Genomic DNA, 14,371 nt, shown 5'->3' with positions numbered 1-14,371 from the left:
AACGCGCGGGTGTGTTTGTACCGCCCCTTTAGAAAGTTCCCCGCTGGAACAGGGCGGGGACCAGGACCCGACAGGTCGGACGAGATCGGAGAAGGGGCGGGAAAGCGTCAATTACCCGACCTCCCTTGACCTGTTCGTGAATGTACCGAAAGAATCCGGATTGCATTCCGCTGCGCCCCTCCGGACCAGATGCCGGCACAGCGCACACCGGGGGCCCAGCCAAAGCTCCGGCCAGGCCTGATCTATTCCGCCACAGCCGTCACCGCTCTCCGTTCCTGCAACTCTCCCCCCTCCTTCTGTCATTCCGCGCGCCGTCCCGTTCACCCCCGGGCGCCTTCCATCGCAATACCTGTCGCGGAGAAATTCAATGACATTGCCAGCGCCACGACCCGTGGCGGAAATACCGGGCGAGGTCCAGGGGGCCGAGCCGGACGCGGCGGAATCGTACACCGCCGTCGAGCGACTCCTCACCGAAATTCTCGCCGGAGTCGCACACATCGAACACGTGCCCGCAGAAAGCCATTTCTTCGACGACCTCGGTGCCAACTCGCTGACGATGGCCCATTTCTGTGCCCGCGTCAGGAAGCACCCCGATCTGCCGTCGGTGTCCATCCGGGACGTCTACGGCCACCCGACGATCCGCGGCCTCGCCGCCGCGCTGACCGAAGCACCGGCCCCGCCGGCCGCCCCGCCCGAGCCCGCCGAGCCCGTGCACCCGGGCAGCACGTTCCGCTACGTCCTGTGCGGCGTGCTGCAGTTGCTCCTCTTCGGCGGCTACTGCCTGCTCGCCGCCTCCGGATACGCACAGGGATACGAGTGGGTGGCGGACGCCTCCGGAGTGGTCGAGATCTATGTGCGTTCGGCCGTCTTCGGGGCGCTCGCCTTCCTCGCCCTGTGCATCCTGCCGGTCGCCGCCAAGTGGCTGCTGATCGGGCGGTGGAAGCCCCGGGAGTTCCCCGTGTGGGGCCCGGCGTACCTGCGGTTCTGGCTCGTCAGGACCCTGCTGCGCACCAGCCCGATGGCCCTGTTCGTCGGCAACCCGCTGTACGTGCTGTATCTGCGGGCCCTCGGCGCCCGCATCGGACCGGGCGTCACCATCCTCAGCCGCACCCTGCCGGTCTGCACCGACCTGCTGACCATCGGCGCGGGCACCGTCATCCGCAAGGACTCCTACTTCCTCTGCTACCGGGCGCGCGCCGGGCGCATCCGCACCGGCACCGTCACCCTCGGCCGGGACGCCTTCGTCGGCGAGCACACCGTCCTCGACATCGGCACCGCCCTCGGCGACGGCTCCCAGCTCGGCCACTCCTCCGCGCTGCGGGCCGGCGAGTCCGTCCCGGCCGGAGAGAGCTGGCACGGCTCACCGGCCCGCCCCACGGACGTGGACCACATCCGGGTCCCCCGCCCCCACCGCCCCTGCGCCGGGCCGGCTACGCACTCGGCGCGCTGCTCCAGACCCTGCTGCTGTACGTGCCGCTGACCGTCGGCGGCACCTATCTGCTGCTCACCACCGCGCCCGAGCTGGACACCCTGCTCGACCCGGCGGCACTGCACGCCACCTCGGCCCGCTTCTACGTCGAGGCGATGGCCCTGTCACTCGCGCTGTTCGCGGGCTCGATCCTCGCCGGGGCCGTCCTGGTGTTCGTCGTGCCGAGGCTGCTGCGCCCGCTGGTGAAACCCGACCGCGTCTATCCGCTGTACGGCTTCCACTACTCCACGCACCGCGCGATCACCCGCCTGACCAACCTCAGGTTCTTCACGTGGCTGTGCGGCGACAGCTCGTACATCGTCCCCTACCTCAAGGCCCTCGGATACGACCTCTCGCGGGTCGAACAGACCGGGTCCAACTTCGGCACCGCGATGCAGCACGAGACGCCGTACCTGGTGAAGGTCGGCAGCGGCACGATGGTCGCCGACGGCCTCTCTGTCATGAACGCGGACTACTCCAGCACCTCGTTCCGGGTCTCCCGGACGGCGATCGGCGGGCACAACTTCCTGGGCAACGCCATCGCCTACCCGGTCGGCGGCCGGACCGGCGAGAACTGTCTGCTGGCGACCAAGGTGCTGGTGCCCCTCGACGGCGAGGTCCGCGAAGGGGTCGGGCTGCTCGGCTCACCGCCCTTCGAGATACCCCGCACGGTCGAGCGCGACAGCCGCTTCGACCATCTGCGCGAGGGCGCGGAGCTGCGGCGCCGGCTCGCCGCGAAGAACCGCTTCAACCTGCGCTCGATGGCACTGTTCCTGTTCCTGCGCTGGCTGCACACCTTCGCGCTCACCGTCCTCGGCTTCGCGGCCTTCGACCTGTACGGCCACGTGGACGGCCCGGCTGCACCGCTCGCCCTCGCCGCGCTGCCCCTGACGGCACTGGTCTTCAACGCCCTCTACTACGCGCTGGTCGAACGGACCCTGACCGGCTTCCGCCCGCTGCGCCCCCGGCTGTGCTCCATCTACGACCCCGTCTTCTGGCGGCAGGAGCGGCTGTGGAAGCTGCCCGACCGGCATCTGGAGATCCTCAACGGCACCCCGTACAAGAACCTCGTCTGGCGGCTGCTCGGGGTCCGCATCGGACGCCGGGTGTTCGACGACGGGGCGTACATCACCGAACGGACGCTGACGGAGATCGGGGACGACTGCACCCTCGCCGCCGGCAGCAAGATCCAGGCGCACTCGCAGGAGGACGGCACCTACAAGTCCGACCACATCACCATCGGCGCCGGCACCACGCTGGAGGTCCAGGCGTTCGTCCACTACGGCGTGACGCTGGGCGAGGGGGCCGTGCTGGCACCCGACTCCTTCCTGATGAAGGGCGAGGAGGTGCCGCCGCACGCGCGCTGGGGCGGGAACCCGGCGACGGAGACCACCGGAACACGGTAATCGGGGGAAGAACATGGAACGGTCGGAGCCGGGCGACGCTGCCCGGAAGTACTGGCACGAGGTGCTCACCGCCGGGGGGCGGACCGCGATACCGCAGTGGAGCACCGACCCGGCGAAGAGGGTCGCCGCCTACGAAGTACCCCTTGCGGATGGGCTGTTGACCGCTGCGGACGGCACGGCCGCACTGCTCGCCGCGCACGCCAGGGTGCTCGCCACGCTGTCGGGCGAGGTCGAGATCACCACCGGCTGGCTGGAGGACGGCCGGCTGCTGCCCTGCCGGCTCACCGTCGCACCCGGCGACACCTGGCGGGCCCTGCTGGCGCACACCCACCGGACCACCACCGAGCTGCTGACGCACGCCGCCTTCCCGGTGGCCGCCCTGCGACACGAACTCGGCCTCGACGAACCGCCGTTCGAGACCGTGCTCGACACGAGCGGGGGCGACGGCGACCTCGCCGGGGACGTGGTCCTCCGGGTCGGGCTGGTGCACCGGGACGACGGTCCCGCGCTGCGGCTGCGGTACCGCACGGACGTGCTCGACGAGGAGGCCGCCGCCCGGATCGCCGGGTACCACGTCACCGCGCTCACCCGGCTCGCCACCGAACCGGACGCCGAGCACGGGCGGCGGAGCCTGGTGGCGGACGACGAACTCCGCTTCCAGCGCGACGGATTGGCCGGTCCGCGACGCGAACTGCCCGACCGCCGGGTGCACGAGCTGTTCGAGCAGCGGGTGGTGGCGCACCCGGACGCGGTCGCCGCCGTCCACGGCGACCGGCGCTGGACCTACCGCGAGCTCAACTCCCGCGCCAACCAGCTCAGTCGGGCCCTGCTGGTCCGGGGCCTCGGTCACGAGGGCGTCGTCGCCGTGGTGACCGAACGCAACCTGGACTGGATGGCGGCCGTCCTCGCGGTGTTCAAGGCGGGCGGCGCCTATCTGCCCGTCGAACCGCACTTCCCCGCCGAACGCGTCGCCACCGTCCTCGCCCGCGCCGGCTGCGAGCTGGTGCTCACCGAACGGGGCAGCACGGACACGCTGGACCGGGCCCTGGCCGGCCTGCCCGGCGTGCGGCGGCTGCTGGTCGAGGACGCCTACGACGAGGCCCACCCGGACTCCGACCTCGGCCTGGACATCGGGCCGGACCGGCTGGCGTACATCTACTTCACGTCCGGTTCCACGGGCGAGCCGAAGGGCGCGATGTGCGAGCACGCCGGGATGGTCAACCACCTCCACGCCAAGCTCGACGACCTCGACGTCCGCGAGGGGAACGTGGTCGCGCAGACCGCGCCCCAGTGCTTCGACATCTCCCTGTGGCAGCTGCTGGCCGCTCCCCTGGCCGGCGGGCGGACCCTGCTCGTGGAGCAGGAGGTGATCCTGGACGTCGGGCGGTTCGTCGACCGGATCGCGAGCGGCCGGGCGAACGTGGTCCAGGTGGTGCCGTCGTACCTCGAAGCGGTCCTCGCCCATCTGGCGCAGCATCCCCGTGAACTGCCCGACCTGCGCCGGGTGTCGGTCACCGGCGAGGCGCTGAAGAAGGAGCTGGCGCAGCGCTGGTTCGCCACCGAGCCGGGGATACCGCTGGTCAACGCCTACGGGCTGACCGAGACCTCGGACGACACCAACCACGAGGTGATGGACCGCGCTCCGGAGGGGGACCGGGTGCCGCTGGGCCGTCCCGTCCGCAACGTCCGCGTGTACGTCGTCGACGAGCACCTCTCCCTCGTGCCGCTGGGCGCCCCCGGGGAGATCGTCTTCTCCGGGGTGTGCGTGGGGCGCGGGTACGTCAACGACCCCGAGCGCACCGCGCGGGCCTTCACCACCGATCCGTACCGGCCCGGTGAGCGGCTCTACCGCAGCGGGGACCACGGTCGCTGGCGGCCCGACGGCAAGCTGGAGTTCCTGGGCCGCCGGGACACCCAGGTCAAGGTGCGGGGGTTCCGCATCGAGATCGGTGAGGTGGAGAACGCGCTGCTCAAGGTGGCGGGCGTCCGGGACGGCGCGGTGGTGGTCGCCAGGGGCGCGCACCTGGTCGCCTTCCACTCGGGCCGGCCGCTCGCGGCCGAGGAGCTGCGGGACCGGCTGGCGGCGACGCTGCCGGCGTACATGGTTCCGACGGTGTTCCACCGGCGGGAGAGCCTGCCGCTGACCGCCAACGGCAAGACCGACCGGCGGACGCTGACCGCGCTGGCCGAGGAACTCGACACGGCGCGCGGCGGGTCGGGCGAGCCTCCGTTCACCTCGACCGAGCAGCGGCTGGCCGCCGTGTGGGCCGAGGTACTCGGGGTGCCGCGGGACCGGATCGGCCGGCACGACCACTTCTTCGACCGGGGCGGCACCTCGCTGTCGGCGGTGAAGCTGGCGATCGCCGTGGACCGGGCGGTGTCCCCCAAGGACGTGGCCGCCCATCCGACCCTGGCCGGGCTGGCCGGGCTGCTCGACACGAGGACCGGGGCCGACACCGTCGACGGGACGCCACACTCCGCGCCCCGCTCCGCCGCCGACACCACGGGGAGGTCGTCATGAGCTTTCTGAGCCGTCGACGCGGCGGAGGGCGCCGCGGCCGCGGGGACACGGAGACTGAGACGGAGAACGCATCGACGCCGACGCCGTCCCCGGCTGCCATCGCCCTGCCGGACATCGAACTCTCCACCGACAAGCCGCCGCTCCTCACCGTCTCCCCCGCCGAACCCGCCGCCCACTGGGCCGCCGTTCACCGCGGTGCCCTGCGGGCCGCCATCGCCGAGCACGGCTCGCTGCTGGTGCGCGGCCTCGGGCTGCGGGACGCGGCCGAGACCGGCGCGGTCTTCCACGAGCTGGCCGACACCCTGACGGCCGAGCGGGAGGCCTTCGCGCCGCGCCGGTCGTACGTGGACGGCGTGCACTCCTCGACAACCTGGCCGTCGAACCAGCCGATGTGCATGCACCACGAGTCGAGCTATGCGCTGGAGTTCCCCGGCCTGCTGCTCTTCGCCTGTCTGCAGGCGGCCGAGCGGGGCGGGGCGACCGGGATCGCGGACGCCGAGGCCGTACACGCGTCGCTGCCGCGCGAGGTGACCGAGCGGTTCGAGCGGGAGGGCTGGCTGCTCACGCGTTCGTACAACGACGAGATCGGTGCGTCGGTCGCCGAGGCGTTCGGCACCGCCGACCGGACGGTCGTCGAGGCGTACTGCCGAGCGCACTCCATCGAGTTCGCCTGGCACCCCGACGGCTCGCTGCACACCCGGCAGCGGCGGGCCGCCGTGCTCCGGCATCCGGTGACCGGCCGCCGCTGCTGGTTCAACCAGATCGCGTTCCTCAGCGAATGGACCATGGACCCCGAGGTCCGCGAGTACCTGGTGGACCTGTACGGGCCCGCCGGGCTGCCCTTCAACACCCGCTACGGCGGCGGCGATCCGATCGGCGCGGATGTCATCGAGACGCTCAACGAGGTCTACGAGAGGCACACCGTCCGCACCCCGTGGCGAGCGGGCGACCTGCTGCTCGTCGACAACATCCGCTGCGCCCACAGCCGTGAGCCCTTCGAGGGGCCGCGCGAGGTGCTGGTGGGCCTGGCCGATCCGGTACGGCTGCCGCAATCCCCTGCCAACGGTTCGACGCGAAGGACGAGGTGAGCTTCCGATGACCGAGGTTCCGCCGACCGAGGTTCCGATGGCCGGGGTTCCGGGTTTCGCCGTGATCTCCGGCGCCCAGGTGCAGCAGGCCCTGCGGGGCCGGGAACGGGAGATCGTCGAACTGGTCGAGTCCGCCTATCTGTTGCACGGCGACGGGAGGACGGGCGACACGGTCAACCCGCCGTCGTACTTCCTCCGCTTCCCCGACCGCCCCTCCTCGCGGATCATCGCGCTGCCCGCCTCGCTGGGCGGGAAGTTCCAGGTCGACGGGTTGAAATGGATCTCCAGCTTTCCGGAGAACACGGCGTCCGGGCTGCCGCGCGCCTCCGCCGTGCTGATCCTCAACGACCACGCCACCGGCTATCCGTTCGCGTGTCTGGAGGCCTCGGTCATCAGCGCGACCCGGACGGCGGCCTCGGCGGCGCTGGCGGCCGACCGGCTGAGCGCCGCGCGCCGGGGGGCGCCGCGTCCGACGCGGGTCGGCTTCGTCGGCACGGGGCTGATCGCCCGGCACATCCACACGTTCCTCGCGGCGACCGGCTTCGCGTTCGAGGAGGTGGGGGTGCGCGACCTGGCCGCGGACAGCGCGGCCGGCTTCCGGGGGTACCTGGAGCGGTCCGGCGCGGCCGGGCGGGTGACCGTGTACGACGGCGCCGAGGACGTGATCCGGGCGAGCGACCTGGTGGTCTTCGCGACGATCGCGGGCGAGCCGCACATCCGTGAACCGAAGTGGTTCGCCCACGATCCGCTGGTGCTGCACGTGTCGCTGCGCGATCTCGCGCCCGAGGTGATCCTCGCGTCGGCGAACTTCGTCGACGACGTCGAGCACTGCCTCAAGGCGAACACGTCACCGCATCTGACCGAACAGCTCACCGGAGCGCGGGACTTCCTCGACGGGACGCTCCACGACGTCCTCACCGGTCGGGCGACCGTGCCGGCGGACCGTCCGGTGGTCTTCTCACCCTTCGGCCTCGGGGTCCTGGACCTCGCGGTCGGCGCTCAGGTCCACGAGGAGGTTGCCCGCTCCGGCGGACTGCGGATCGTGGACGACTTCTTCCACGAGCTGCGCCGCCACGGCTGACCGCCGGGCGCAGCGAGTACGACATGCACAACCAGGGGGGCAGCGGTGCCAGTCATATCCGTTCCCACGGACTTCAACGAGGAGGAGCTGTACGTCGATCTGCGCCAGGTCGTCGGGCAGCAGCTCTTCCTGAAGTGCGAGGGGTTCAACTTCGCCGGCTCGATCAAGCTCAAGGCCGCGTCCGAGATGGTGCGGGCCGCCGAACGGGAGGGGCGTCTCGAGCCGGGCTCGACGCTCGTGGAGTCGTCGTCCGGCAATCTGGGCGTCGCGCTGAGCATGATCGCGGCGAGCCGGGGCTACCGGTTCCTGTGCGTGACCGATTCCCGGTGCAATCCGCAGACCCGGCGCGTGATCGAGGCGCTGGGCAGCCGGGTGCACGTCATCTCCGAGCCGGACCCGCACGGCGGTTTCCTGGGGGCGCGGATCTCGTACGTCCGCGCGCTGTGCGCCACCGATCCTCGGTACGTGTGGCTCGACCAGTACACCAACGAGGCGAACCGGCGGGCGCACTACCGCACCACCGCGCCCGCGATCGCCCGGCAGTTCCCGCGCCTGGACGTGCTGTTCGTGGGGGTCGGCACCTCCGGGACGCTGATGGGCTGCGCCCAGTGGTTCTGGGAGCGGCGGCGCCGGGTGCGGATCGTGGCCGTGGACAGTGTGGGGTCGGTCGCGTTCGGCGGGGCGCCGGGACGCCGGATGATCCCGGGGCTCGGCACGAGCGTGACGCCGGCACTCCTCGACGCGTCGTACGTCGACGACGTCGTCCGGGTGGAGGAGGTCGACACCGTACGGACCTGCCACCGCCTGGCCCGCCGGGGCTTCCTCTTCGGGGGCTCCACGGGCACGGTCGTCAGCGGCGCCGGTGAGTGGCTGGCCCGCAACGGCTCGCCCGACACCACGGCGGTGGCGATCTCGCCCGACCTCGGCGAACGCTACCTGGACACCGTCTACCGGCCGGGCTGGCCGCTGGAGCAGTACGGCGAGGCCGTGCTCGACCCGGAGGAGGAGTTCGGAGCGGGCGACCTGGGGACGGGCGAGCTGGCGGCGCCCGTCTGAGCCGGCCTCCGGGTGCCCGGCGCCGACCGGTTCAGCTCGTCGCCGGGCACCCGCCGCGGGACACCCCTGGCTGTCGCCGTGACGACGGGACACCGACGGGTAGGTTCCGGATATGGCATCCAGCACCCACGAAGTGACCAATCAGGCTCCGCCCTTGGTGGACTACGACGTCTTCGCCGCCGACCAGGTCCTGACCGAGGCGGTCGAGCGGCATCTGGCGCCGGAGGTTCTTCAGGAGGCGCGGGACGAACTGACGGGGTTCGGCCGTACGGCGGGCTCCGCGCAGGTGCAGGAGTGGGGGCGGCTCGCGAACGAGAACCCGCCGAAGCTGCGGGCGTACGACCGGTACGGGAACCGCGTGGACGAGGTCGAGTTCCATCCGTCCTGGCACCGGCTGCTCGGCAAGGGGGTCTCGGCGGGGCTGACGGCGGCCTGGACCCGGCCCGGCGGTCATGTACGGCGGGCGGCGGCGTTCGTCGTGTGGACCCAGGTCGAGGCCGGCAACGGCTGCCCGCTGTCCATGACGCACGCGGCGGTGCCCGCCCTGCGGACGGACCCGGCGCTCGCCGCGGAGTGGGAGCCGCGGCTCACGTCGCAGCTCTACGACTGGGACCTGCGGCCCGCCGACCAGAAGGCCGGCGCCCTCTTCGGGATGGGCATGACCGAGAAGCAGGGCGGCAGCGACGTACGCGCGAACACGACCGCGGCGCGACCGCTGGCGGAGGACGGGACGTACGAGCTGACGGGCCACAAGTGGTTCTGCTCGGCGCCGATGTCGGACGGGTTCCTGGTGCTCGCGCGGGCGCCCGGCGGGCTGACGTGCTTCCTGGTGCCCCGGGTGCTGGCGGACGGTTCACGGAACGTGTTCCGCATCCAGCGGCTGAAGGAGAAGCTGGGCAACCGGTCGAACGCCTCCGCCGAGGTCGAGTTCGACGGAACGTGGGCGCGCCGGGTCGGCGACGAGGGTGCGGGGGTGCGCACGATCATCGGGATGGTGGCGGCCACCCGGCTGGACTGCGCGCTGGGCGCGGCCTCGTTGATGCGGCAGGCGGTCGCACAGGCGGTGCATCACTGCACGTACCGGGAGGCGTTCGGCGGGCGGTTGGTGGACAAGCCGCTGATGCGCAATGTGCTGGCCGATCTGGCGCTGGAGTCGGAGGCGGCGACGACGCTGGCGATGCGGCTGGCCTCGGCGTACGACGCGGCCGAGGCGGGCGACGAGAGCGAACGTTCGTTCTTGCGGCTCGCGGTGCCGGTCGCCAAGTACTGGATCACCAAGCGGTGCGCCCCGCTGGTGGTGGAGGCGTCCGAGTGTCTGGGCGGGAACGGCTACGTCGAGGAGTCCGGGATGCCGCGCCTGCTGCGCGAGTCCCCGCTCAACTCCATCTGGGAGGGCGCCGGGAACGTACAGGCGCTCGATGTGCTGCGGGCCCTGCAGCGCGAACCGCGGGCCCTCGACGCCTACTTGCGGGAGGTGGGCCGGGCGCGCGGCGCCGACCACCGTCTCGACGGCGCGATCAAGGGCCTGTTGACCGAACTCGCCGATCTGGACGGCATCGAGGCCCGCGCCCGCCGGCTCGTGGAGCGGCTCGCGCTCGTCCTCCAGGGGGCGTTGCTCACGCGGTACGCGCCCCCTGCGGTCGCCGACGCCTTCTGTGCCTCCCGGCTCGGCGGGGACTGGGGCTCGGCGTTCGGCACGCTGCCGCACACCCTGGATCTGGCCTCGGTGGTGGACCGGGCGCGGCCGGTGGGCTGAGCCGCAGCCGTACGGAGTACGCCCGTTCTCACCTCGGGCGCCCCCTCTTTCGAGTGGTGCGGCCGGGCCGTCCGAGGCGGGGGTGGTGCTGCGCCGACACGGCACCACCCCCGCTTCTGTGGCCCCTCGGAACGGAGCGCAGACGCCGCACCGGGCGACGTTGAACAAGTTTCAAGGAGCACGGGCCGGTCCGCCAGGGTTGCAGAGGGTTGCAACTCGACCTCTCTGTGGCCGGAGGCCGCCCCTCCGTGGCCGAAGAACGGCACACTGGGAGACCCGCAGTCGACGCCGTCGCGCGGATCCGGACTTCCACGGCCACCAGGGGCCGCGGAGCGGACGGCCTGCCGGGGAGGAACGTGTGACGCACTTGCCGATGGAAGTCACGCGGCTGACCGCCACGGACGCCGCCCGGGCGGCCCGGGTCCTCGGCGAGGTGCGCGCCGCCACCCTCGACGGGCGGACCTCGAAACCCGCCCCGCGCCCCGTGATCCGGGAGTCCTGGGGCCGCACGGCGCGCGGTGGCGTGGACCCCGACCACGACTTCCGGTCCGATCTGCTGGGCCGCGACGAGGTCGAGCGCCGTCGTCGGACCTCGCGGCTGCGCCATGTGCTGCCGGTGCTCCGCGAAGGGCTGCTCTCCCTGGCGGACACCACGCAGCACATCATGATGGTCGCGGACGCGGACGCCCGGGTGCTGTGGCGCGAGGGCAGCGCGGCCGTGCTCCGCAAGGCGGACGGGCAGGGACTCGGGATCGGCTCGGACTGGCGCGAGGAGATCGTCGGCACCAACGGTGTCGGCACGCCCCTGGTCTCCCGCCGTGCCGTCCAGGTGTTCTCCGCCGAGCACTTCGTGCGCGCCCTGCACCCCTGGACCTGCACCGGCGCCCCCGTCATCGATCCGCGCGACGGCCGGCTGCTCGGCGCGGTCGACATCAGCGGCCCCCTGGAGACCCTGCACCCGTCCACGCTCGCGCTGGTCGACTCGGTCGCCAAACTCGCCCAGGCGCACCTGCGGGAACTGCACCTCGCCTCGCTCGAACAGCTGCGCGCGGTGGCGGCTCCGGTGCTGGCCCGGATCGGCGGCCGCGCGATCGCCGTGGACCGGGACGGCTGGACGGCCGCCGTCACCGGGATGCCGTACACCAGCCGGGTCGCGCTGCCGAAGTGCCTCTCCCCCGGCCGCTGTCGGCTGCCGGCGCTCGGCGCGTGCGTCGTCGAGCCGCTGCCGGCGGGCTGGTTGATACGGCCCGTGGCGGAGCCCGCGTCCGCCCCGACCACCACGCACATCACGCTCGACGTCTCCCACCCGCGCGGCTGGACCGTGACCGTCACCGGCAGCGCGGGCTCCTGGACCCACGAGCTCACGCCCCGCCACGCCGAACTCCTGTACCTGCTCGCCCTCCACCGGGGCGGACGCAGCGCCTCCGCACTCGCCGACGACATGTTCGGCGACCCCGCGCGCACCGTCACGGTCCGCGCCGAGATGTCCCGGGTGCGCCGCTATCTCGGTGCCTTCCTCGACCACCGGCCGTACCGTTTCACCGAGCGTGCCGACGTCGAAGTCCTGCTTCCCGAGACCCCGTTGGATCTGTTGCCGCACTCGGTGGCGCCGGGGGTGATGCGGTCGCGGGGTGGTGCGCCGGGTGGCGTCCTCCGGACGGACGGGCCGTCGGGGCACGAGCGGGCCGGGCCGAACTCCTGAGCCCCCACCGAACACCCCGACCCTCGTACCGGTGAACGGATCATGGCCCTGGGGTGAGGGATCTCCCTGTATTTCCCGGGACCTCGGCGTGACACGTGTCCCACTGGCGTAGCATCGCTGCCAGGCCGCCCCACCTGCCTCTCCGTCAAGATCTAGTTCTCGGTAGGCAGTTGGCCGTCCCCGGGAGGTTTGATGAAGCACCGCGGCAGGCACCGACGACGCAGAAGGGGGCGTGCGCTCCGCGCGTCCCTGGCGGGCACCGCGCTGGCGCTCACGGCGGCGGCCACCCTGATCAGCACGTCGCAGGCGGCGGGCGGCGAGACGCCGGGTGCCCTCACCTCGATCACCTCGGCCGGTGAGCTGCGGGCCCTCCAGCTCCGGGAGACCCTGACCGACGGCACCGGGCTGCGCGCCCTCACCGCGCAGATGGGCGGCGCGGTCGGTCTGGACCAGGTGCTGGGCAGCGCGAACCACGTGATGCGCGGCGAGCCCGACTGCTTCAGCACCGAGAAGGACAATCTGCCCGTCGAGCCGGTCGCCGCGCGGGCGTACTGCTGGGAGCCCGGTGACGCGGTCGACGACCGGTGGGTCCCCCGCTCGGTCACCACGTCCCGGGACAACGAGGTGATCGCGTCCGGCTGGACGCACAGCGGCGCCGAGCGCGTCACACCCGCCGGCTCCGCGTCCGGCGCCGGCACGCGCACCGGCGGGGCCGACGACGAGGGGCTCGCCAGGGTCGCGTTCGTCGACGCCAGTGATCCGTCGAACCTCAGGTACCGCTGGGTCCTGCTGGTCGTGCCGACCACCGACGAGCGGGGCTTCGAGGGGGTGCGCGCCAGGCTCGGCGGCATGGCCTGGTACGAGGACAAGCTGATCGTCACCGCACGGGGCCCGCGCAGCCGGGGCGGGCAGGACGACTCCCTGTACGTGTTCGACCTGGCCCGCTTCCTCCGCGCCGACGTGACCGACAGCGAGACGATCGGCAGGTCCGGCGACGGCTGGTCGGCCCATCACTACCGGTACGCGCTGCCGGCGATCGCCTCGTACAGCCCGCCGAGGGGCCGCGGCTGCGACGCGCGGGACGACGACGGCGTGCCCTGCTTGGGCTCGCTCTCCCTCGACCGGACGTCGACCCCGCCCGGCGTCGTCGCGAGCGAGCGGCCCGCGCCGGGCGGTGCACGGCCCACCCGGGTCTGGCGCTACGCCCTCGACATCACCGGCGACCGCACCGGCCTGCCGGCCACGGGACGCGCGAGCAAGGCCGTCCCCACCGAGGCGTACGAGACCGAGGCCTCCGGTGTCCGGGGTGTCCTCTCCCACCAGGGCGACTGGTACGTCGACCAGGCGGCCGAGAAGCGCGAGGGCCACGGCACGCTCTGGCGGCAGGACGACGAAGGCGCCGAGGCGGCGAGGTGCGCGGCGGACGGGGCCGACGAGAAGTCGGGCATCCGGTCGTACGCCTGCTGGGGACGGCACACCGCCTCCCTCTCCTACTCGCCGGAGAGCGACGAACTCTGGACCCTGACCGACCCCATCCCGGAGCGGGTGCTGTACGCGGTGAGACTGTCGGACGTCACCGGCACGCTCGACTAGGGCGCGCCCCCCAGAGGCCGGGCCCCTTCCTCGCGGGGACCCGGCCCGGCCTTGGAGGTGGGTCGGGGCACGTGATTCCCTGGGCCCATGAGCAGCAGCCCCGTCACCACCTGGTCCCTGGAGCAGACCTCGCCGAGCGACCTGCTTCCCGCCGCGGCGCCCGAGGGCGACGACGTGCGTATCGTGCGCGCCGAGGTCCCCTCCCCCGAGTTCAGCCGATTCCTGTACGCCTCCGTCGGCGGGGACGTCCTGTGGATCGACCGGCTGTCGTGGTCGTACGCGCGGTGGCAGGAGCACCTGGAGCGGCCGGGCGTGGAGACCTGGGTCGCCTACGACCGGGGTACGCCCGCCGGTTACGTGGAGCTGGAGCCGCAGGACGGCGGGGTCGCGGAGATCGTCTACTTCGGGCTGATCCCCGGGTTCCGGGGGCGGCGCATCGGCGGGCACCTGCTGTCGTACGGCACGGCCCGGGCCTGGGACCTCGCGGAGCGGTGGCCGGGGCTGCCGCCCACCAAGCGGGTCTGGCTGCACACCTGCTCCCGGGACGGCGAGCACGCGATGGCGAACTATCTGCGGCGCGGTTTCACCCTGTTCGACACCAAAGTGACCGAGGAGGCCGACGCCGCGGCGCCGGGGCCCTGGCCCGGCGCGACCCCGTCCACACCATGACCCACATCACATTGTCTCACGATGCGAGACA

At 72.4% G+C, this 14,371-nt stretch carries 8 protein-coding genes and 1 pseudogene; all 9 read left to right on the top strand.

Annotated features, from left to right (window positions below; translation table 11 throughout):
* The first annotated feature begins 367 nt into the window (after positions 1 to 367).
* Positions 368 to 2,874, top strand: a pseudogene (locus tag E4N62_RS08295) (Pls/PosA family non-ribosomal peptide synthetase).
* A 13-nt stretch (positions 2,875 to 2,887) separates the two neighbouring features.
* On the top strand, positions 2,888 to 5,395 hold the full coding sequence (locus E4N62_RS08290; RefSeq protein ID WP_230213291.1) for an amino acid adenylation domain-containing protein: 2,508 nt from the start codon (positions 2,888 to 2,890) through the stop codon (positions 5,393 to 5,395).
* Positions 5,392 to 6,483 carry a TauD/TfdA family dioxygenase gene (locus E4N62_RS08285; protein WP_230213290.1) on the top strand — a complete coding sequence of 364 codons (1,092 nt, stop codon included), beginning with the start codon at positions 5,392 to 5,394 and terminating at the stop codon, positions 6,481 to 6,483. The genes E4N62_RS08290 and E4N62_RS08285 overlap by 4 nt, the downstream gene beginning before the upstream one ends.
* 37 nt (positions 6,484 to 6,520) lie before the next feature.
* Positions 6,521 to 7,564 (top strand): 2,3-diaminopropionate biosynthesis protein SbnB, encoded by a 1,044-nt coding sequence (sbnB, locus tag E4N62_RS08280; protein WP_230214067.1) that lies wholly within the window; start codon positions 6,521 to 6,523, stop codon positions 7,562 to 7,564.
* Between the two features lie 45 nt (positions 7,565 to 7,609).
* The gene (gene sbnA, locus E4N62_RS08275; RefSeq protein WP_230213289.1) at positions 7,610 to 8,620 is read left to right on the top strand and encodes a 2,3-diaminopropionate biosynthesis protein SbnA; all 1,011 of its coding nucleotides are present in this window, start codon (positions 7,610 to 7,612) and stop codon (positions 8,618 to 8,620) included.
* A gap of 112 nt (positions 8,621 to 8,732) precedes the next feature.
* Positions 8,733 to 10,376, top strand: coding sequence for an acyl-CoA dehydrogenase family protein (locus E4N62_RS08270; RefSeq protein WP_230213288.1), 1,644 nt, complete (start codon positions 8,733 to 8,735; stop codon positions 10,374 to 10,376).
* 373 nt (positions 10,377 to 10,749) lie between these two features.
* Positions 10,750 to 12,078, top strand: coding sequence for a helix-turn-helix domain-containing protein (locus tag E4N62_RS08265; protein ID WP_230214066.1), 1,329 nt, complete (start codon positions 10,750 to 10,752; stop codon positions 12,076 to 12,078).
* A 192-nt stretch (positions 12,079 to 12,270) separates the two neighbouring features.
* Positions 12,271 to 13,671 (top strand): hypothetical protein, encoded by a 1,401-nt coding sequence (locus E4N62_RS08260; RefSeq protein WP_230213287.1) that lies wholly within the window; start codon positions 12,271 to 12,273, stop codon positions 13,669 to 13,671.
* Between the two features lie 87 nt (positions 13,672 to 13,758).
* The gene (locus tag E4N62_RS08255; RefSeq protein WP_230213286.1) at positions 13,759 to 14,340 is read left to right on the top strand and encodes a GNAT family N-acetyltransferase; all 582 of its coding nucleotides are present in this window, start codon (positions 13,759 to 13,761) and stop codon (positions 14,338 to 14,340) included.
* Positions 14,341 to 14,371: the final 31 nt, after the last annotated feature.

This window comes from Streptomyces sp. MNU76 (assembly GCF_020982545.1).
Lineage (GTDB): Bacteria > Actinomycetota > Actinomycetes > Streptomycetales > Streptomycetaceae > Streptomyces.
Note: the sequence above shows the minus strand (reverse complement) of the source record. Positions and strands in the feature narration are given on the sequence as shown.